Here is a 19,567-nt window from a genome sequence, read left to right on the forward strand (position 1 = left end):
AGTTTATGAATTATATTTTTTTGTTTATTAAGTCATTTCAATTTCACTATTGCCACAGTACATCTAGACACACAAATTAACTTTTCATCTTCATCGACAATTTTAATTTCCCACACCATAGTTGTACGTCCTTTATGTAGTGGCGTTCCTATAGCAGTTACAATTCCATCCTTTTTGCCACGGATATGATTTGCATTAATTTCAAGTCCTACAGCTGTTTCTTTTTCTTGATCAATTAAATTTAAACTTCCAACACTCGCAACCGATTCCGCTAATACAACCGACGCTCCTCCATGAAGCTGGCCAAAAATCTGATGCGTTGACGCGTTAACTGGCATTGTCGCAGTAACACGATCCTTAGTCACTTCTACAAATTCGATTCCTAATAATCCTATAATTGTTTCTTCTAGTGGTTTCATTTCCATTGAAAACTTCCTCTCTTTATTATAATAATTGAATACAAAATCCTACCAGATGCATTTCAGCTATAGTCAGGGTTTAGTGGTTGGCGCATTCTACTCTTTGTTACCTTAACAGAAATTTTGAATTACACCACTTGCATTGCGACGAAGTACCTCTAGAAATTTATAACTTCTTGGCCGTTTAAAACCTGCTAATTTAGAGTTATCTTTACAGAATTGTTCGAGTTCTTCTATAGTAAATGCCGGATCTTCTTGACAATAAACGCATGCACGGATTCTCCCCATTTCTCGTAGGAAATCCTCAAAACGGTTACATCCTGAACCGATTCATGTTCGTGAAGCACATCTTCCACTTCTTTCGGATAAATGTTTTCGCCACCGCTGATGATCATTTCATCCACTCGATCCGCCACATACAAATAGCCATCTTCATCCATTAATCCTAGATCGCTAAAGTAGTACCCCTTTATACAAACTGCCGAAATGTAGTAAGCACCCATTCTCTATTAAATCAAAATCAAAAATAAGCCTATAGGTTATGATGCAGTGGGTTTGCCTTCCAAAGCTACATAGAAATCTTAGCTCGATCCAGTGTAAAAGTTAAAATGGTCACCTCCCTCTTTTCTTTTATTCCCATCCGTAATAATGCATCAGTTATTTTGTCCATAGTCATTCAAAATAAAAAAATGTACTTCGAATCGCTGACACTTTGTTAAAGAGTCTGATTGGATTCGATGTACAGGGCATATCAATAATTTATATTCTTTTTAAAATCGCAACGGTTTTCAATAGCATCATTACATATGTCCCGCTATCGAAGACCTGACACCGCTGACAAGTTGTCACCCATTGTTTGATTTGTTTAGACTTGGTTTTAACAAATGGCAATGAATTTGATACAAAGTATACTTTGTATCAGATTAAGAACATGAAAATAGTACAGATTTTTCTTCCATTATTCGTCTTACCTTGATAATGGTCTTCAAGAAGTTGTAGTATTGGAAAATGTAGATGCAGCAGTTCTTGTAATATAATCCTTGATTTCTTGATTGTATTTGTCAGAGCGGATCCAATGACGAATGATTACTGGAAAGCCTATCACCTTATTAATTCAAGCTCTTTCATCCATTTTTCTGCTTCCTTAGTCAACTCGGTCCAATCTTTATTAAAGATGTAGCTTTTCTTCAAAAGCGCGCTTCCCGCTCCGACTGCAATGGCACCTGATTCAATGTAAGGACGTGCATTGGCTAAATCGATTCCTCCAGTAACCATGATGGGGATGTGACCAAGAGGACCTTGTACATCTTTTACAAAACCAGGACCTACAGAAGCTGCTGGGAAAAGTTTGACCGCTGTTGCGCCGAGTTCATAGGCACGCATCATTTCACTTGGAGAATATACCCCTGGAATAATTGGAATCCCCTGTTTCACAGCGTATGTTACGACATGCTCATTCAATACAGGGGCTACGATAAATTGGGCACCTGCATCAATCGCCTTGCTGCAATCTTCAATTGTCAAAACCGTTCCAGCTCCGACAAGTGATTGACTACCAAACTCATCCACAGTTATTCGAATAATCTCTGACGCACGCTCAGTTTCCATTGTGATCTCTACAGTACGTACGCCGCCTTCAATGAGAGCTTTGACGATGAATGAACTGTCATCAAAACGAATTTTCCTTAAAACTGGAACCAGCGGACTTTTTTTCAAATGTTCTAACACGGCTGGCACCTACCTTTCGATTATTTCTCGCTTGCCGAGGAAGCTTTCGACGTCTTCTAAGTATGGCAGTCCTTCATTATCTCCACTAACTTGAACAACCATAGCGCCTATCGCATTTGCGAATACCAATCGTTCCTCTAACGGCCATTCTTGTAACAATCCATACAAATAACCTGAGTCAAAACCGTCACCCGCTCCTACTGTATCAACCACTTTTTCTACCTTAACACCCGGAACATGTAGCCATTTCCCATTAACTAAAGCAAATGATCCATTTTGACCATCTTTTATTACAACTTCTCTAAAATTGAAGCGTCCGATTTGTGCCAAAATTTCTTGTTCATCCTTTGTATCAAATAATAGTTCCAACTCTTCTTTAGAAATTAAGAGATGATCGACATAAGGTAAATACGTCAAGATAGTATCTCTTGCCTCTTCTTTTGACCACAGTCTTAATCGGATGTTCGGATCAAACGATACCGTAACACTGTTTTCTTTTGCAATTTCTAATGCACGTAAAGCAATCGCACGATTTTGTTCTAAAATGGCACAAAATACGCCAGTCATATGTAATACCTTAGCTTGGCAAATATAATTAAACGGTAGTAAATCAGGGGATAATGTCTCAGTCGGTGAAGGTACACGATAGTAAAACGTACGACCTTCTCCAGATTCCTGTACTTCCTTGAAATTTAAAGAAGTAGCATACCCGTCCATTAATTGGACTTGTGAAACATCGACACCTTCACCCCGAACTGTATTCACAATATGTCGCCCAAATTCATCTTTCCCTAATCGGCTAATCCAACCTGCATTAAGGCCCAGTCTCGCACATCCAAGCATCACGTTTAATTCTGCTCCACCAATCTTTCGCTCAAATGTATTCACAAATCTTAAAGGTCCTTTGGTTCCGGGATCGAATGTAATCATTCCATCCCCAATCGTTACAACATCCATTTTCTCAACTTCTTCCTTGCAACTAATTTTTAAGCAATGATGAACGAATAGGTGTGAAAACATCTATAATAGTACACGCTTCAATTACCTTGACTTGATGTGGTACATTAGAAGGCATGAAAAGTGCATCCCCTCTTGATAGTACATTCACTTTTCCGTCCAACGTAAACTCCAATTTCCCTGTTTCAATGTAACTTACTTGTTCTTCAACATGTTGATCTAATTCACCTTGAAAACCTTCAGGCAATTCAACTTTTACTAACATAATGGAACCTTCTGCGATTAATATATTTCGTTTCAATGATTTAACTCCTTTTATTGTCCAACTAAATTAGGTATCCACAATGAAATAGCTGGGATGTATGCAACGACCAATAGTACAGCTAGGACAATTATCATATAAGGTACAACGGCCACGACTGAACGTTCAATGCTTAAGTCCCCAATCTTCGCTGCCAGTAATAAACATAATCCATACGGTGGTGTAATGAGACCAATTGCCAATGTGATAACTACAATTAATCCTAAATGTACTGGGTCCATTCCAAATGCTAATGAAGATGGCAAAATGATTGGAACAAATAAAATCATGGCTGGAATGGCATCCATAAAAGTACCGATGAATAGGAAGAAGGCAATGACAATTAGAATAAATAGCCACTCGTTTCCAACATTATTCGTAAAGAATTCTTGAGCGATGGTAGACACCCTAAAAAAGCTCAATAATTCGCCAAGTGCACTCGCTGCTGCCAAAGCAAAAATAGACAACGAGCTGAGAGCTAACGTTTCCGTCAGGATTTTAGGTAAATCTCCCATTTTAATCGTTTTATAAACGAATACCCCGATAACAAATGTATAAAGAGACGCAATAGCTGCCGCTTCCGTTGCAGTAAATAGGCCCGAAATAATACCCCCGATAATAATAACCGGTGTGAACAACGCTGGTAGTGATTGAGAAAACAACTTAAAGAATGTCTGGAATGATGCTCGCTTCGCCTTCGGATATCCTTTCTTGAGAGCAAGGAAATAGACAAATAGCATCATGCTTACACCAACTAGTATGCCTGGAATAATTCCTGCTAAGAACAGGGCTCCAACTGAAACATTCGTTAATCCCGCAAAAATAATCATCGGAATACTTGGAGGAATAATGACTCCAATTGTAGAGGATGCAGCTGTTACAGCAACGGCTGTTTCCGTGTCATATCCTTGTTTTTTCATATTAGGAATTAATATTTTCCCGACACCTGCAGTATCTGCTTGTGCCGCACCGGAAACACCTGCAAACATCATCGATACGAGAATATTCGCTTGAGCTAATCCACCACGGATATGGCCGACCATTGTCAGCGCTAAATCAATCAGCTTTTGAGAGACTTTTCCATGGTTCATTAAATTCGCAGCCAAAATGAAAAGTGGAATTGCGAGCAATACAAAGGAATCAATTCCATTCAACATTTTCATAGGTATCGTAACTTCAGGAATATTCGGCACCGACATAATTCCAGTTAGCGCAATAATACCAATAACAAAAGCAATAGGAACACCAATGATCATTAATATAAGAAACAATACAACCAACAATATCCCTATCATGAAGTTACCTTCTCTCTAAGCAAGCCCAGGTTTTTCAAGATGTGACTAATGGAATATATCGCCATTGTCACACCCATCACAGGAATCGAAAGCCAAATGTAGCCCATTTTGAAACTCGGGAAAGCTAACCAGTTATAGTCCCAGAATGTCGTCACTGCTTGGAAGCCGTACACTGCCAGACTTAAAGCAAACAACAACACGATTGCATCAATGAAGACCATTAACATTGCACGTTTTTTCCTTTCAAGTTTGCGTGAGAAATAGTCAAAACTAAAATGTTCTTTTCTGTTGACCATAACTGACGCTCCCATAAATATTGCCCAGATGAAGGAATAATTTGCTACCTCTTCAGTCCATATCACGGAAATACCTAAATAACGTGTTGCGATTTGAATTAAAATCGTGATAAAAAACAGACTTAAGAAAAGCACACCGACTGTCATTTGTATTTTTTCAAGAATCCTAACCATACTGTTCACTCCTAAAGTTAACGATTAATTACGCAGTCCATTAATTTCCCCTAAGATTTCTTCTGCACCAATATCTTTTGCTAATTTATCTTGAATAGGAGTCGCTAGTTTTTTGAATTCAGTCGTGTCGATTTCATTTACAACTGCACCTTCATCAATGGCTTTTTGTTTATATTCTTCTTCTTGTGCATAAAGAGCTTTACGCTCAGCTTCTACAGATGCTGTAGCTGCTTCCAACAACGCCTCTTTTTGCTCGTCAGACATTGCATCAAATTTCTTACCATTAACAAGCATTAAGCGAGTCGTAAAATCATGAGCCGTTTCTGAAATAAACTTACCATTTTTCGTTTTATGATGATTTTGCTGTACAAAGTATGGATATGCGTTCTCTGATGAATCAACAACATTTTGTTGAAGTGCCTGGTAAAGCTCACCCCATGCAACAGATGCTGGGACTGCTCCTGCTTGTGTCCAGTAATCTGACACGACACCAGACGTTTGTGTACGGATAGATACTCCTTTCAAATCATCCATCGATTCAATTGGTTTTTTTCCGTAGTAATGACGTACACCCGCTGACCAATAACCAACTAATTTAAAATCATTGTTAGATTTTTCGTTAATCAAGTCGGCAATTTGTTCTCCGACTTCACCATCTACAACTTTTTCCCAGTGCTCATAGCTTTCAAATAGATAAGGTAGTGCTAATAGATCAACTTCTTTTACACCCGTTTGTGTCATAAATCCTGGTGACACGACAATGACATCAACTGCACCTAGTTTTAGCTTTTCAACAAGCTCAGACTCTTCTGTACCAAGCGTACCTGCATGAACTTCTACTTCGATATTTACGTTCGAGTCTTCAAGAACTTCTTCAAACTTTTGTAATCCCGTTTGGTAAGGATTATCCGGTGAAGTTTGGTTATGAGCAGCAAGAATTTTTAAGCTTTCCCCTTTACTTGAACCTTCTGTTTTGCTATCTCCACAACCGGCAAGAATTGCAGATAACCCCATTGTTATTGCTGCTGCTACAAAAATTGATTTTTTCATTTTCCATTTCCCCTTTGCTATTCCATATTTGTGTGTTTATTTTTCATTTCTTCAAATGACATAGAATCAGACGCCTTTTCCAATGTGTAGATAATAATACTATCCAGTAGAAGATGAACTGATTGATCAAACTGATTACCCAGCGGTTGAATCGTATCTGGTTCAATACTCCTTCGATACTTTGTTGCAGCGGGTACATGTAGAACACTTTGACAATCTTTAATAACCTCTTCTTCACGGTTCGTCGTGACGAGTGCAAGAACGGCCTCTTTTTTCTTTACGGTTTCTATTAAGCTCGTAATCATGACTGATGAACCTGAACCAGATATAACGACAAGCAAATCATCTTTCTGAATGCTTGGTGTTGTGGTCTCCCCAACGACATAAACCGAAAACCCTCCGTGCATCAATCGCATGGCGAATGCTTTTCCCATTAGACCCGACCGACCTTCACCGAAAACAAAGATGTTTTTTGCCTGGATAAGTAACTCAGATAGCTCAATTGCTTCCGTTTCATTTACATTAGCCAACACGGTTTTGATTTCTTGTGTAATCGTTTCCAGTATGGTCCTCAAAACTGTTTCACCCCCTCTTGTATTTCTTTTGCTGCTACAGCTGGATTCTCATGATCTGTGATAGCGCTTCCAACAATCACTACTGAAGGTTGTTGTTTCATGAGTAATGGCAAAAGGTTTAGATTAATTCCGCCAGATACGACGAGTTGGAGATTCGAAATATGATTTGTTAATTGAAAATGTTGTGCGCCCCATGCCACATCTTTTTGCAAGTCAATTCCGATATGAATATTAAACATTCGTACCCCAAGACGATGGAGCTCTTCGACCCTTGCATAATCTGTCACTCCAAGTAAATCAACCATCAACTGTTGACCATATTGATTTGCGACAATTAGCATATCTTCGATAGTTTGATTGTTAGCAAAAGCCATGACGGTCGTAATATGTGCACCTGCTTCAAAAGCTTGTTTTGCTTCATGCTTACCGGCATCACAGGTCTTCATATCAGCAACAATCTTTTTATTTGGAAAGCGTTCGCTCATTTCACGGACTATTGACATCCCGTATTCTTTAATAACACCCGTTCCTACTTCAATAAAGTCGATGTAAGCCTCAGTCTGCTCGACTATTTCAACACACTTTTTCTTTGTAAGACGGTCAAGCGCCAACTGAATTTTCGTCATATACGATCCCCTCTCTAGCAAGAAGCTCTTTGAATTAACACCGGTTGAAATAAGTAAATATGTTCTTTTTCTTCTTCAAAGTTCCCTTTTATTTTTCCAAGTAACAGTTCAGCTGCTTTTTTTCCCATTTCAAAAGCAGGCTGTGCAACGACAGTTAATGCCGGATTGTATAAATTCCCAAATGAAACATCATCTATGCTAATTAGTGCCAAGTCTTTCGGAATCTCAATATGATGTTCTTTCACGTAGTTCAAGATTTCCAGTAGTGCTAAATCATTGCCTGCAATAATTGCATCAACTGGCTTGTTAGCAAGTAACTCACCAAGACTTGACTTTAATTGACCAAGATCCCTACTGACAATATATCCTTCATCTATCGGTAATTGATGAAGAGCGGTAAGTTCCTTGAATACCCTAACACGTTCCTGTCTTGGGTAGACTCGGTGAAGAGCATTTGTCATTAGGGCGATTTTTTTATAGCCCTTCTTCACCAAATGTTCTACAGCCATTTTGACGGCCTGTTCATTATCAAGAAGAACTGAGGAAATCGGGAGATTAGGAATCTTACGGTCAAGAAATACTACCGGATAATTCGTTTTCACCATTTCTTCATAGAGTTCAAGATTTTCTCCTGTTGGAAAAACGATTAAGCCATCTACTTGTTTATCTCGCAACATCTGAATATAGCGTTCTTCTTTTTCAGGATTATCGTCGGCATTACAAACAATAACGTGAAAATCTAAAGAGTTACAATAATCCTCAATTGAGCGGATGACTTTCGTTGAAAACGTATGTAAGATATTCGATACAATCACACCAATCGTAAAAGTGGACTTTTGTTTTAAGCTACGGGCCACACTATTTGGACGATAGTTCAGTTCTTTAATTGCCTCTTCAATACGGATTTTCGTACTCTCTGACATAAACTTATATCGTTTATTTACATATTGCGAAATAGTACTCTTGGATACTCCAGCATAGGTAGCAACATCAGCCATCGTTACTTTATTCATTTTTTTACCCCCTGCGGAATTTTAGTAAATCGGTTTAGTAAATCGGTTTAGTAAAAGTATAAATGAAAACGATTTCAATATCAATACTAAATTTTCTTGTAATTGAAATTTTTTTATTGAGATTCATTTAAACAGTATCAATTCTCCATCGTTAAATTAGTTTTAAGTTTTTTACTATTTTTCATCAAGTCCGATGCAAGGAATTCTCGCGGAACAAATGAAAAAGTAGTTGCTAATGCATCGATCAGGGTTGCCGGGTCGCTATAGACCGTACACCCACTGCATCATAACCAAGAGATTACTAAATTTAAGAATCTATAGAATTAGTATTACTGCAACCACTTGGTTTCCAGCTCCATACTAATAGCAATTAAACTTTAATCTCCCTAGCAGTCTAAAACGTTCTAAACCTTGTAAAAGTAGTTTTCGCAGCTAAAGTTATCGTCACTGCATTAATCACTTTACAAACAGGAGCGCAGCGAAAACCAGAACAATTGAATTCCTTACATTTTGTGTTTCGAGGTGTTTTCCGCAATGGAAGGTGTTACTCTTTAAAATAGAGAGAAGATTTAACTCAGTTTCGCTTCTTTCTTCAACTCTTCATCGTGCGTTGTCATTTCCCACCAGACATTGAAAGTCTTATAATGAAGGAAGTTAATGAAAAATTGACGTATTATAAAAATACATGTCGCGGAGAGCCCTGCTTCTGTACTAAACAATTTTTCCGTAACGAATCTGTTTAAAGGGTTGGTATTATTGCAACCAAAGATAAAGTACGAGAGAATAGATAATATTAGAAACTTTTTCGTTTCTCAATCGTATAACTAATTGTAGTAGACAGAATGTGTGGAAAAAGGAAGTGATGACTTAATGAGTTTTCTTAGTAAATTGTTTGGCAGTAAGGAACCGCAAAGACCTGATGTTAAAGAACGCAACGTGATGAATTTAAAAACGGGAGACTTCATCACCTATGATCTTGAAGATTTCGAGGTTGTGGGAAAGCTTTCATACAATGACCACGGCTTTAAGTGGTATGCATACCAGCTACAAGGAAATAACAAAGTGATTTGGTTAAGTGTAGAGATGGATGATGAATTAGAACTTGGTATATATGTGAAGTCAACATTAAAACTACAAGAACCAATTCCTAAAAAAATTGAGCTGGATGGTGTCACGTATTTCCAAGATGAATATGGTACTGCTCTAGTTACAGGTGAAGGCCGTAGTCAAAATGTTGATGGTGTTCAGTGTCGATACTTCTCTTACTATGATGAAGAAGATGAAAAAGCCCTATCATTAGAAATTTGGGGTAATGAAATCGAAGCAAGTACTGGGTATGACATTGAAGAATATGAAATTAAGATTATTGCTGGAAGTCATTAAAACAGAAAACTATTAGGAGGAAAACAGATGTTTCAATTTTTCAAAAGAATGAAAACAGTTGTAGGATCAGAGTTAAATTCGATGTTAGACAAGGCTGAAGATCCAGTCAAAATGCTTGACCAATTTATGCGTGAAATGGAAGCGGACATACGTGAAGTAGAAAGTGCTGTTGTCAAACAAATTGCCAATGAAAAACTTCTTCAAAGGAAAGTTAACGATTCACACAGCATGATTACGAAACGCGAAGAACAAGCGATCAAAGCATTAGAATCTGGCAATGAGGATTTAGCACGTCGGGCACTTGAAGACAAAAAGATTCATTCTGAGCAAGTATCGTCCCTTGAAGAATCGTATAACCGTGCAAAAGAAGATGCAACCATTCTTCGTTCTAAACTTGACGAGATGAAAAATGAATACAACCAAATGAAGCTTAAAAAAGACTCATTAAAAGCACGTGCTGAATCGGCTCAAGTACGTACGAAGATGAACCGTGCGATGTCAGGTATAGGTGGCAATGAATCCCGCAACGGCTTTGAGCGTATGGAAGAAAAAGTACTTCAATCCGAAGCTGAAGCTGAAACAAGTGAAGATATGCGCTCATCTAACCGCAGTCTTGATGACGAGTTTAAATCTCTTGATAGCGGAGTTGATGATGAGTTAGCTGCACTTAAAAAGAGAATGGCCAATAAATAATCAATTTCCAAAATATATTGGGAACAGGATCTGTTAGGTAACAGGTCCTTTCCTGTTGTTTTTAAAGAATGCTTTATATAGGAAAGGAAGGTGAGAAATGTGAAAAGGACGCTTCTGTCCATGATGATTGTCAGTGTACTTCTTTTTGTCACTGCATGTGGGAATGGATCGGGTTCTCTATTTAAAGATGGCATTGAAGATTATATTGGAACTACATATCAACTATTCGACACTGTAACAAGCACTGCAAACAGTGACGATTATGCTCAAGTTTATATTGCAGAGAACCAAGACATTTCAACCGTGGCTAGTAATCTACGAAATCATGAAGAACCTTCTGAAATGAGTGAAGAACGTGATGGTAAACAAATATTCATCTATGAAAATCAATTTGTCACATTAACCGAATCACAAGACGATGCTTCGGATACGATGATTGAAGTTGCAGGAGAAGAATTTGTTCGAAACAATTACCGCCCCAGTTTCTTTGAAGGATATTTGGTAGCCACTCTTTTAGGTAACATGTTTGGAAATAATTGGAGTACCAATAGAAACCAAGCATGTACTTTAAATCCAAGTAGATGTTATGGCGGATATAATTCTGCAGGCTCATTTGCAGGTAAAAATACCATACCAACCATTCGTGGTGCTTCTGTTCGTGGTGGTGGAATCGGTTCGGGTAAATAATTTAAATTAGGAAGGGGATTAAATAATGGACGCATTTTTATTAACTATTATGTATTTTGCAATTGCTATTATTATTGTTCTTATAGGCTTAGCAATTTTTGAAGTAATGACCAAGCAATACAAGGATTGGGATGAGGTATTAAATGACAACAAAGCTGTAGCACTTTCTATTAGTGGTAAAATCGTAGGAATTTGTATTATCTTAGCATTTGCCATTTACAATAGTTCTGCTGTTACGGGAACATTGATTTGGGGAGGCATTGGTGTTGTTCTCCAACTGATTGCTTATTTATTGTTTGAATTGTTCACACGTAAATTCTCTGTGGAAGAGCAACTTCACAAAGGTAATTTAGCTGTTGGAATCATTAGTTTTGCTGTCTCAGTAGGATTAGCTTTCGTTATTGGAGCTTCAATTACGTAAACTTAATAAATTTACTTGTCCGTCTAGGGTGAGCCATTTCGATAGATGTCCAAATTACATCTCATTTGGATATCTATCGATTTTTCACCTCAATCAGCGAGATATAAGTACACGCAACACTTGAAGTTAGGAGTCAGAATAATGAGCAATATAAGTGACTTGGGAACAAAACAAAGCAAAGCAATTTATTGGGCTTCTGGCATTGTTTCAATTTGTGGAATTATATTTGAAGTTTTATTTGGAGCCGCCGGTTCTTACATTTTAGGTGATGGTGTAAAGCAATATACACTCGTCATCTCTCTTTTTTTGACGGGTATGGGAATTGGCGCTTCACTCAGTGAACGTGTCACAAGAAACTTAATTATTTCTTTTATCTGGATTGAGCTAACCATAGGATTAATCGGTGGGTTTTCAACCTTCCTATTTTTCGGTGTTACAGCTTTTCTTCCTGATGGCACAGATGCCATATTTTTATATTCCATTACACTTATCATTGGTGCATTAACTGGACTTGAGCTGCCACTCTTAATTCGTAAAGCAAATGAGATTGGAGTAACGTTAAGTAAAAGTACTGCACGTGTTTTATTTTCAGATTATGCTGGTGGTCTAATTGGTGGTTTACTTTTCGTCTTTTATTTACGACCGGAGTTTGGTCTTGTTAAAACGGCCTTTATTGTTGGTTTAATTAACGTAGGTGTGGCCTTATGGGTACTCTATTATTTCAGAAAAGAAATACGCCGATTCAGAGTACATCTCGTTGCGGGATTAACCCTTTTTGTCGTGCTTTTATCTGGGGTATTTTGGGGAGATGAAGTGGCTTTTACATTTGAACAAAAGCTGTATAGAGACCCCATTATTCATTACCAACAAACGGATTACCAACAAATCATTTTAACAAAAGAGCGAAGCGATGTTCGCTTATTTCTTGATGGGCAACTTCAGTTAAGTTCAACTGATGAATATCGTTATCATGAAACCCTTGTCCATCCGGCAATTGCAAGTGTTGAAAACCCTGAAAACATACTTATCCTCGGTGGTGGAGATGGGCTTGCTTTAAGAGAACTATGGAAATATGACGAGGTCAAACACGTTGATCTTGTTGACTTAGATCCTGCAGTTGTAGAACTTGCAAAAACAAATTTCGATCTTCTTCGTTTGAATCACGACTCCTTTTCTGATCCACGAGTTACGGTTCATAACGAAGATGCATATTCATTTTTGGAAGATGGTAAAGACTTTTATGATGTAATTTTAGTGGACTTGCCTGACCCAAATAACGAATCTTTAAACAAGCTTTATACATTGCAGTTTTACCAGTTACTTAGGAATCATTTGACTCCTGGGGGTACCATCATGATCCAATCGACAAGTCCTACTTTCGCTACGGAAGTGTATTGGACGATTGATTATACTGTTCAACAAGCTGGTCTATATACAGAAAATCTCCATGTAGACATTCCTAGCTTCGGTGACTGGGGATTTATACTGGCAAGTCGCATGGAAACGAATCAAACGGTTAAAAATATTGACTTATCTGTAGAGACAGACTTTTTAACCGATGAAGTATTGCAAGGACTGACTATTTTTGGAAAAGACATTGACCGAGATATCGTCGACGAAAAAGGTAATATCTTTCAATATGAACCTAATACATTAACTAATCCTATTTTATTACAGATGTATGAGAAGGCTTGGGTTAACTATTGATAGGGTTACTCCTACATTTTGCAATATAGCTTTAAATATTCGATAAAGGTTGCTGAGGATACATCTCAGCAACCTTTTTTTCTTGTTGAATTTCTCTGGAGCTTCCCTATATAATAAATACCTGTTTATTCAAGCCTACATTCGATATTAAGTCAAATTCCAACTTGGAGTGTGATTTTTCCAACTTGGACTTCAAAAATTCCAACTTGGATGCCCATTTTTCCAACTTGGACCCCAAAAATTCCAACTGAGCAACCGCTCAGTTGGAATTCATCGAAAAATCTCCCCTAAATCCTTGATTTAAGTAACCACTTTTTTAAAAAACAAAGAAAAATAAGCTTAACACCTAAATATCTCAGTGATTATGATCTTGTTGAATCTCTCTGGAGCTTCCCTATGTAATAAATACCTGTTTATTCAAGCGTACATTCGATATTAAGTCAAATTCCAACTTGGAGTGTGATTTTTCCAACTTGGACTTTTAAAATTCCAACTTGGATGCCCATTTTTCCAACTTGGACCTCAAAAATTCCAACTGAGCAACCGCTCAATTGGAATTCAATGAAAAATCTCCCCTAATCCTTGATTTAAGTAACGACTTTTTAAAAAATCACAGAAAAATAAGCTTAACACCTAAATATCTCAGTGATTAGCCTATTATTTTCTTTATACGGACTTTTAAGTGCTCTAGCAATCATAAAATATATGTCTATTCGCGAATTCGCGTCAAAGATACGTTTCATTTGTATTCCCTACCGTCTATTCATCCATACTTTTCAATTTTCATCCAACAATTAGGGATTCCTCTGCTAGTACTTGCCCGAGCGTTTGAATAAATAAATCTATTTCTTCTGTTGATGCAGTTAATGGTGGAAGAATTCGCAAAACGTTTTCTCCAGCAGTAAGTACAAGTACTTTTTTGGCCAACAACTTTTTAACCACATCAAGTGCACTTCCTTCAAAAACGACGCCTATTAATAACCCCAAACCTTTGACCTGTTTTATTTGAGCATACTCTTTTTGTAATTCCTTTAATTTCTCACTTAAATAATTTCCAAGTTTGTGAGCTTGTTGGGCAATTTCTTGATCCACAACATATTGAACGGTGGCAAGTCCAGCAGTCGTTGCTAAAGGATTCCCGCCAAAGGTACTACCATGGCTACCAGGTTTGAAAGATTGAGCCACTTCGTTTGAGGCAATAATTGCACCAATTGGAAAGCCAGATCCAAGACCTTTTGCAAGAGACATTACATCTGGAACGATATTATACTGTTGGTAAGCAAACAATGTTCCTGTCCTGCCAATGCCTGTCTGTATTTCATCAAGCATCAATAACAAATTATTTTTCTTGCAGATCTTTGCAAGCTCCAATACCCATTCTTTATTGGCTGGATTGACTCCGCCTTCTCCTTGAACTAGTTCAAGCAATACACCACACGCATCAATTGATTCCAATTCTTTTAGAGCTTCAAAGCTATTGAATTCCAAATGTTGAAAGCCTTCAACTAAAGGAGCAAAACCCTTTTGAAGTTTCTCTTGTCCAGTTGCCGATAAAGCAGCAAGTGTTCTCCCATGGAAAGAATGTTTAAAAGTAATTATTTTACGGCTCACTTTTCCGTTAATTTCCGCATGTTGACGTGCTAGTTTAATTAAGGCTTCATTTGCTTCTGCTCCACTATTGCAAAAGAATACCTGACCATCAAAGCTCTTTTCGATTAATAATTTAGCAAGTTTCTCCTGGGATGGAATATGATATAGATTCGAACAATGCCATAACAACGATAGCTGTTCCTGAAGCTTGTCATGAACAAATTCAGGCACATGACCCAAACTACAAGTAGCGATGCCGGATGTGAAATCTAAGTATTGTTCATTGTTTTCATCCCAAACAAAACTCCCCTTCCCTTTTACAAGCGTGATTGGGAATCTCGCATATGTATTCATTACCGAAGATTGGTTAGTTTTCATTGCCAGTTGATTAGACATTCAGAATCTCCTCTTTTTTATATATTTTTGTTCCTATACTTTGTTGATTGCAATAAAGTGTTAAAGCATTTTCCTGTCGACCATCCATGATAACGACTTCCTTAACGCCATTAAGCAGAGCCTCTTTTGCGCCGTTAACTTTTGGGATCATTCCATCCGTAATCGTGCCATTATCGATAAGAACATCTAACTCATCAATGGATAATGAATCTATCGTCTGTTTTTCACCATCGATGACTTGGTAAATACCTGGTATGTCACTTATTAATAGCAAAGGACACTGTAATTCACCAGCAATCGCAGCAGCAGAAGTATCAGCATTTATATTATATCTTTGCCCTTTTATATCCATTCCTAGGGGTGAAACGACCGGGATATACTTCATATCGCATAACTGTTTAATTAATTTACTATTTACAGATTTTACATACCCTGTAAACCCAAGCTCCGGGTCGACCTGTTTGGCTTCTAATAGTCCGCCATCAATTCCACTGATACCAACAGCTTGACCGCCTGCCTGTATAATGCTGCGTGTAATTGACTTATTTACATTTCCACTAAGTGCCATTTCAATTACATCCAGCATGTCATCCGTTGTGACCCTCAGTCCCTTAACAAAAACTGAAGGTATTTTTAATTGAAACAACAGATTAGTAATTAATTTACCGCCACCATGGACGATTATTGGTTGAAATTTACCTGCAGCTTGGATCTCGCATAATTCTCTGTAGAAGGATGGAGGTATTTCTTCAATTACGCTACCTCCACACTTTATAACTATATTCCCCATTTATCTAATCTCCTTTTTAAGTCCGATAAGATGCATTGATTCGTACATAGTCATACGTTAAATCACAGCCCCATGCAATCGCGTTTTCACTACCTTCATTTAAGTCAACAACAATTTTTATATGCTCATTTTGAAGGTAGATTTTTGCCTGATCTTCGTCAAATGGCTGTGGCATTCCATTTTCCACAACTGTTATTTGACCAATTTTCACAGTTACTTTTAAGGGATCAATCATCTTGCCGCTATAACCTACTGCACAAACAATTCTCCCCCAGTTTGCATCACTGCCAAATATAGCTGTTTTCACAAGGCTTGAACCTACGATTGTCTTACTGATTACTTGTGCTGTTTCTAATTCAGCAGCACCCTGAACTTCTACCTCAATTAGCTTTGTAGCACCTTCTCCATCACGAGCAATCTTTTTAGCTAGTTCCTCACAAACTTTTTCTAGACCTAACATGAAGGTATCCCAATCAGGATGATTTGGTGATAATTCATTATTAGCGGCCAACCCATTTGCTAAAATTAATACCATATCATTTGTACTTGTATCACCATCTACGGTAATCATATTGAAACTTTGGTTAGTGATTTCTTTTAACGCAGCATGTAAAGTATCTGGTGCTATCAGAGCATCAGTAGTTACAAAACCAAGCATCGTTGCCATATTTGGATGAATCATTCCTGAACCCTTCGCAGCTCCCCCAATAATGACTTCTTTACCGTCAATTTCAACACTAACAGCAAGGTGCTTAACAGTAAGATCCGTTGTTAATATGGCCTGCTCAAAATGACCTATTTGATTATCCATGACGTTTATTTGTTTAATTCCGTTATTGATTTTATCGATTGGCAACTGTTCTCCGATTACTCCCGTCGAAGTCACTGCAACATAATATTCTGGAATACCGAGTGACGTGGAAAAATGATTTCTCATTTCAAGAGCATTTTTCATCCCTTGCTCTCCAGTACATGCGTTTGCGTTACCTGAGTTAACAAGGATAGCCTGGATTTTATTCTCAACTGCAAGGCTTTCTCGCGTAACAGTTAAGGGTGCTGCTTGGAATAAGTTAGTCGTATATACCCCTGCTGAATTTGCAGGTACTTCCGAATAAATCCATCCTAAGTCCAATTTCTTTCTTCTAATACCGCAATGCAGACCTCCTGCTTTGAAACCTTTTGGAGAAGAAATACTTCCCTCTTTTAATATCGTATACTTATGTTTATCTTTAATTAGTGCTTCTTTCAACGTATTCCCTCCATTATGGATAAAGTGGTGATAATTCTAAACCGGTTGTTTCCTTCCAACCCATCATGATATTTACATTTTGTATAGCCTGGCCAGCAGCACCTTTCATCACATTGTCGATGACAGAAACGATGATTAATTGATTCGTTCTCTCGTCAAGAGCAAAACCAATGTCACAGTAATTAGAACCATAAACTTCTTTTGTAGATGGATAACTCCCATCAGTACGAATACGCACAAACTGACTATTTTGATAAAAATCTTTATATAACGAAACAATTTTGTCTAAGTTAACCGTTTCCGTTAGTTTCATATAAATTGTACACAGTATCCCTCTTGTCATTGGCACCAGATGAGCGCTAAACGTTAGTTGAATAGGTTGATTAACGGTCTCAGATAGCACTTGTTCCATTTCTGGAATATGTTGATGTTTGCCAAGTTTATAGGCTTTGATATTTTCATTCGTTTCAGAAAAATGTGTCCCTAGTGACAATCCTCTACCGGCACCCGACACACCTGTCTTCCCATCAATGATGATTGAATTTTTATCAACCCAACCTTGTTTTAGAATAGGGGTAATCGCTAATAAAGATGCTGTAGGAAAACAGCCCGGATTTGCAATCAAATCAGCTCCTTCAATAGCATTTCGATTCAACTCACTTAGTCCATACACCGCTTTGTCCAAATATTCTTGTGAGGCGGAAGTCTTCATATACCATTGTTCATAAACAGCTGGTGACTTCAAACGGAAATCACCGGATAAATCAATACACTTAATTCCTTTTTCGATGAGTTGCGGAATATATTCCTTACTGACTCCAGCGGGTGTTGCAAAGAAGACTGCTTCTACTCCATCCGCTAACGCTTCAAAATCCATTGATTCGAATATCGGCAATTTGACGCCAGACAAATGAGGAAATACATCTTCTCCATCTTTCCCAACATACGAGTTTGATAAGATAGAATGAATATTAATGTAGGGATGATTATTTATAAGCCTTACCAGTTCCAAACCACTATAGCCAGTAGCACCAACGATTACAGCTTTCATTTTATCAACTCCAATATTTCATAATTGAATAATTCTTATTATTATACATTTGTTTGTATCTATATTCAACAAAAATAAAAACTTTTTATTTAGTCTATTTCGATTCATATTATTTATTAGTACAAAAAAAGCGATAAACCCTTTATAAAAACTAAAGAGTTCTCGCTTTTGTCTAAACGTAACTGAAGATTAATTTAAGCTACATTTTCTGATTGGTAATGTAAATTTATATAATTTTATACTTTCAAAGCTGTCTTAACATGCTTAAATGCTTGATCAAAGTCTGCAATGATATCTTCAATATCTTCAATCCCACAAGATACCCTAATTAAACCTTCAGGAATTCCCATTGCTGCACGCTCTTCTGGCGTACATTCAACATGGCTTGTCGTACGAGCAGGCCCTACCGTGGTTTCAACTGCCCCAAGATTCGCAGCGCGATGTGCAAATTGCAATTTCGGAAGAAGATCTCTGACTGTGTCTACTCCACCCTTTACTGAAAAACTAAGCATGCCTCCAAAATCCTTCATTTGTCTTTTCGCAATATCGTGATGTGGATGAGTTTCAAGTCCTGGGTAGTAAACCTCTTCAACCATTTCTATCGTTAGTAAGTACTTCGCCAGAATCATTGCGTTTTTACATTGCTTTCGAACGCGAAGGTGAAGAGTTTTCATACCACGCAATAATAAGTACGCAGCCATTGGGTCCATTGTTGTAGACTGACATAACGATTTGAGACACATATAAAACACCCCTTTAGGCTGCTTGTGCCCCAAATTCTTTGGGCGTCAGGTAGCCTAATTTTTCTAGGATCCGGTCTTCGTGGTAATAGCGCATGTATTCATTCACCTTCTCCATGACATGGATATTGGGCATCGAATTGAATTTGACGTACTGGAATTCCTCCGATTTGATATTGGAATGGAACGATTCAATGACCGCATTATCCCAACAGTTTCCACGCCGCGACATACTGCTCACAAGATGGTTCTCCTTGACCAAATCCTGGTACGCATACGAGGTATAGACGCTTCCTTGATCGGAGTGGATAATGATGCCTTCCGGATTCCCACGCATCTCCAGTGCTTCTTTCAACGTATCGGTGACCAACGTCGTTTGTTGATGATTGTACATCTTGTAGGTGACAATTTCATTATTGAACAGGT

General features: G+C 37.8%; 20 protein-coding genes and 2 pseudogenes. 5 read left to right on the top strand and 17 right to left on the bottom strand.

Annotation, left to right across the window (positions count from 1 at the left end):
* Positions 1 to 32 precede the first annotated feature (32 nt).
* The 11 genes and pseudogenes from B371_RS0115375 to B371_RS0115425 all read right to left on the bottom strand — a co-directional run bounded on the left by B371_RS0115375 (position 33) and on the right by B371_RS0115425 (position 8,434).
* Entirely contained in the window at positions 33 to 425 is a 393-nt protein-coding gene (locus tag B371_RS0115375) for a hotdog fold thioesterase (RefSeq protein WP_019415203.1), read from the bottom strand.
* 105 nt (positions 426 to 530) lie between these two features.
* Positions 531 to 889 (bottom strand): annotated as a pseudogene (locus B371_RS23000) (fatty acid--CoA ligase); the annotation flags it as partial.
* A 631-nt stretch (positions 890 to 1,520) separates the two neighbouring features.
* On the bottom strand, positions 1,521 to 2,147 hold the full coding sequence (locus B371_RS0115385) for a bifunctional 4-hydroxy-2-oxoglutarate aldolase/2-dehydro-3-deoxy-phosphogluconate aldolase (protein ID WP_019415205.1): 627 nt from the start codon (positions 2,145 to 2,147) through the stop codon (positions 1,521 to 1,523).
* A 9-nt stretch (positions 2,148 to 2,156) separates the two neighbouring features.
* On the bottom strand, positions 2,157 to 3,104 hold the full coding sequence (locus tag B371_RS0115390) for a sugar kinase (RefSeq protein WP_019415206.1): 948 nt from the start codon (positions 3,102 to 3,104) through the stop codon (positions 2,157 to 2,159).
* A gap of 22 nt (positions 3,105 to 3,126) precedes the next feature.
* Complete coding sequence (locus tag B371_RS0115395) at positions 3,127 to 3,405, bottom strand: cupin domain-containing protein (protein ID WP_019415207.1); 279 nt, start codon at positions 3,403 to 3,405, stop codon at positions 3,127 to 3,129.
* A 14-nt stretch (positions 3,406 to 3,419) separates the two neighbouring features.
* Positions 3,420 to 4,700, bottom strand: coding sequence for a TRAP transporter large permease (locus tag B371_RS0115400; protein WP_019415208.1), 1,281 nt, complete (start codon positions 4,698 to 4,700; stop codon positions 3,420 to 3,422).
* Positions 4,697 to 5,170: a TRAP transporter small permease gene (locus tag B371_RS0115405; RefSeq protein ID WP_019415209.1), complete on the bottom strand. Its 474-nt coding sequence runs from the start codon at positions 5,168 to 5,170 to the stop codon at positions 4,697 to 4,699. The genes B371_RS0115400 and B371_RS0115405 overlap by 4 nt, the downstream gene beginning before the upstream one ends.
* Positions 5,171 to 5,194: 24 nt before the next feature.
* Positions 5,195 to 6,220, bottom strand: a complete 1,026-nt coding sequence (locus B371_RS0115410; protein ID WP_019415210.1) for a TRAP transporter substrate-binding protein — start codon at positions 6,218 to 6,220, stop codon at positions 5,195 to 5,197.
* Between the two features lie 17 nt (positions 6,221 to 6,237).
* Positions 6,238 to 6,795: a 6-phospho-3-hexuloisomerase gene (hxlB, locus tag B371_RS0115415; protein ID WP_019415211.1), complete on the bottom strand. Its 558-nt coding sequence runs from the start codon at positions 6,793 to 6,795 to the stop codon at positions 6,238 to 6,240.
* A complete protein-coding gene (gene hxlA, locus B371_RS0115420; RefSeq protein WP_019415212.1) occupies positions 6,792 to 7,421 on the bottom strand; it encodes a 3-hexulose-6-phosphate synthase in 630 nt (209 codons plus the stop codon). The genes hxlB and hxlA overlap by 4 nt, the downstream gene beginning before the upstream one ends.
* Positions 7,422 to 7,435: 14 nt before the next feature.
* On the bottom strand, positions 7,436 to 8,434 hold the full coding sequence (locus B371_RS0115425) for a substrate-binding domain-containing protein (RefSeq protein WP_019415213.1): 999 nt from the start codon (positions 8,432 to 8,434) through the stop codon (positions 7,436 to 7,438).
* Positions 8,435 to 9,304: 870 nt separating this feature from the next.
* On the opposite strand from B371_RS0115425, the gene B371_RS0115430 reads away from it, so the two are divergent.
* The 5 genes from B371_RS0115430 (at position 9,305) to B371_RS0115450 (ending at position 13,325) form a co-directional block, all read left to right on the top strand.
* The gene (locus tag B371_RS0115430; protein WP_019415214.1) at positions 9,305 to 9,817 is read left to right on the top strand and encodes a DUF4178 domain-containing protein; all 513 of its coding nucleotides are present in this window, start codon (positions 9,305 to 9,307) and stop codon (positions 9,815 to 9,817) included.
* A 27-nt stretch (positions 9,818 to 9,844) separates the two neighbouring features.
* Positions 9,845 to 10,510 (top strand): PspA/IM30 family protein, encoded by a 666-nt coding sequence (locus B371_RS0115435; protein WP_019415215.1) that lies wholly within the window; start codon positions 9,845 to 9,847, stop codon positions 10,508 to 10,510.
* A 120-nt stretch (positions 10,511 to 10,630) separates the two neighbouring features.
* Complete coding sequence (locus tag B371_RS0115440) at positions 10,631 to 11,197, top strand: DUF4247 domain-containing protein (protein ID WP_019415216.1); 567 nt, start codon at positions 10,631 to 10,633, stop codon at positions 11,195 to 11,197.
* Positions 11,198 to 11,222: 25 nt separating this feature from the next.
* Positions 11,223 to 11,618 carry a DUF350 domain-containing protein gene (locus B371_RS0115445; RefSeq protein ID WP_019415217.1) on the top strand — a complete coding sequence of 132 codons (396 nt, stop codon included), beginning with the start codon at positions 11,223 to 11,225 and terminating at the stop codon, positions 11,616 to 11,618.
* A 141-nt stretch (positions 11,619 to 11,759) separates the two neighbouring features.
* Positions 11,760 to 13,325, top strand: coding sequence for a polyamine aminopropyltransferase (locus B371_RS0115450; protein ID WP_019415218.1), 1,566 nt, complete (start codon positions 11,760 to 11,762; stop codon positions 13,323 to 13,325).
* 783 nt (positions 13,326 to 14,108) lie between these two features.
* On the opposite strand, the gene B371_RS0115465 is transcribed toward B371_RS0115450, so the two are convergent.
* From B371_RS0115465 to B371_RS0115490, 6 genes and pseudogenes are all read right to left on the bottom strand, one after another.
* A complete protein-coding gene (locus B371_RS0115465; protein WP_019415220.1) occupies positions 14,109 to 15,311 on the bottom strand; it encodes an aspartate aminotransferase family protein in 1,203 nt (400 codons plus the stop codon).
* Positions 15,304 to 16,101: an acetylglutamate kinase gene (argB, locus tag B371_RS0115470; protein ID WP_019415221.1), complete on the bottom strand. Its 798-nt coding sequence runs from the start codon at positions 16,099 to 16,101 to the stop codon at positions 15,304 to 15,306. Before argB ends, B371_RS0115465 begins: the two co-directional genes overlap by 8 nt.
* 16 nt (positions 16,102 to 16,117) lie before the next feature.
* Entirely contained in the window at positions 16,118 to 17,350 is a 1,233-nt protein-coding gene (gene argJ, locus B371_RS0115475; protein ID WP_019415222.1) for a bifunctional ornithine acetyltransferase/N-acetylglutamate synthase, read from the bottom strand.
* 13 nt (positions 17,351 to 17,363) lie between these two features.
* Positions 17,364 to 18,401, bottom strand: coding sequence for an N-acetyl-gamma-glutamyl-phosphate reductase (argC, locus tag B371_RS0115480; protein WP_019415223.1), 1,038 nt, complete (start codon positions 18,399 to 18,401; stop codon positions 17,364 to 17,366).
* A 236-nt stretch (positions 18,402 to 18,637) separates the two neighbouring features.
* A pseudogene (locus tag B371_RS21890) lies at positions 18,638 to 19,114 on the bottom strand (PLP-dependent transferase); the annotation flags it as partial.
* A 43-nt stretch (positions 19,115 to 19,157) separates the two neighbouring features.
* Positions 19,158 to 19,567, bottom strand: a 410-nt coding sequence (locus B371_RS0115490; protein WP_019415225.1) for a DDE-type integrase/transposase/recombinase, incomplete at its 5' end; no start/stop codon positions are given.

It is taken from the genome of Paenisporosarcina sp. TG20 (assembly GCF_000286315.1).
Classification (GTDB): Bacteria; Bacillota; Bacilli; order Bacillales_A; family Planococcaceae; genus Paenisporosarcina.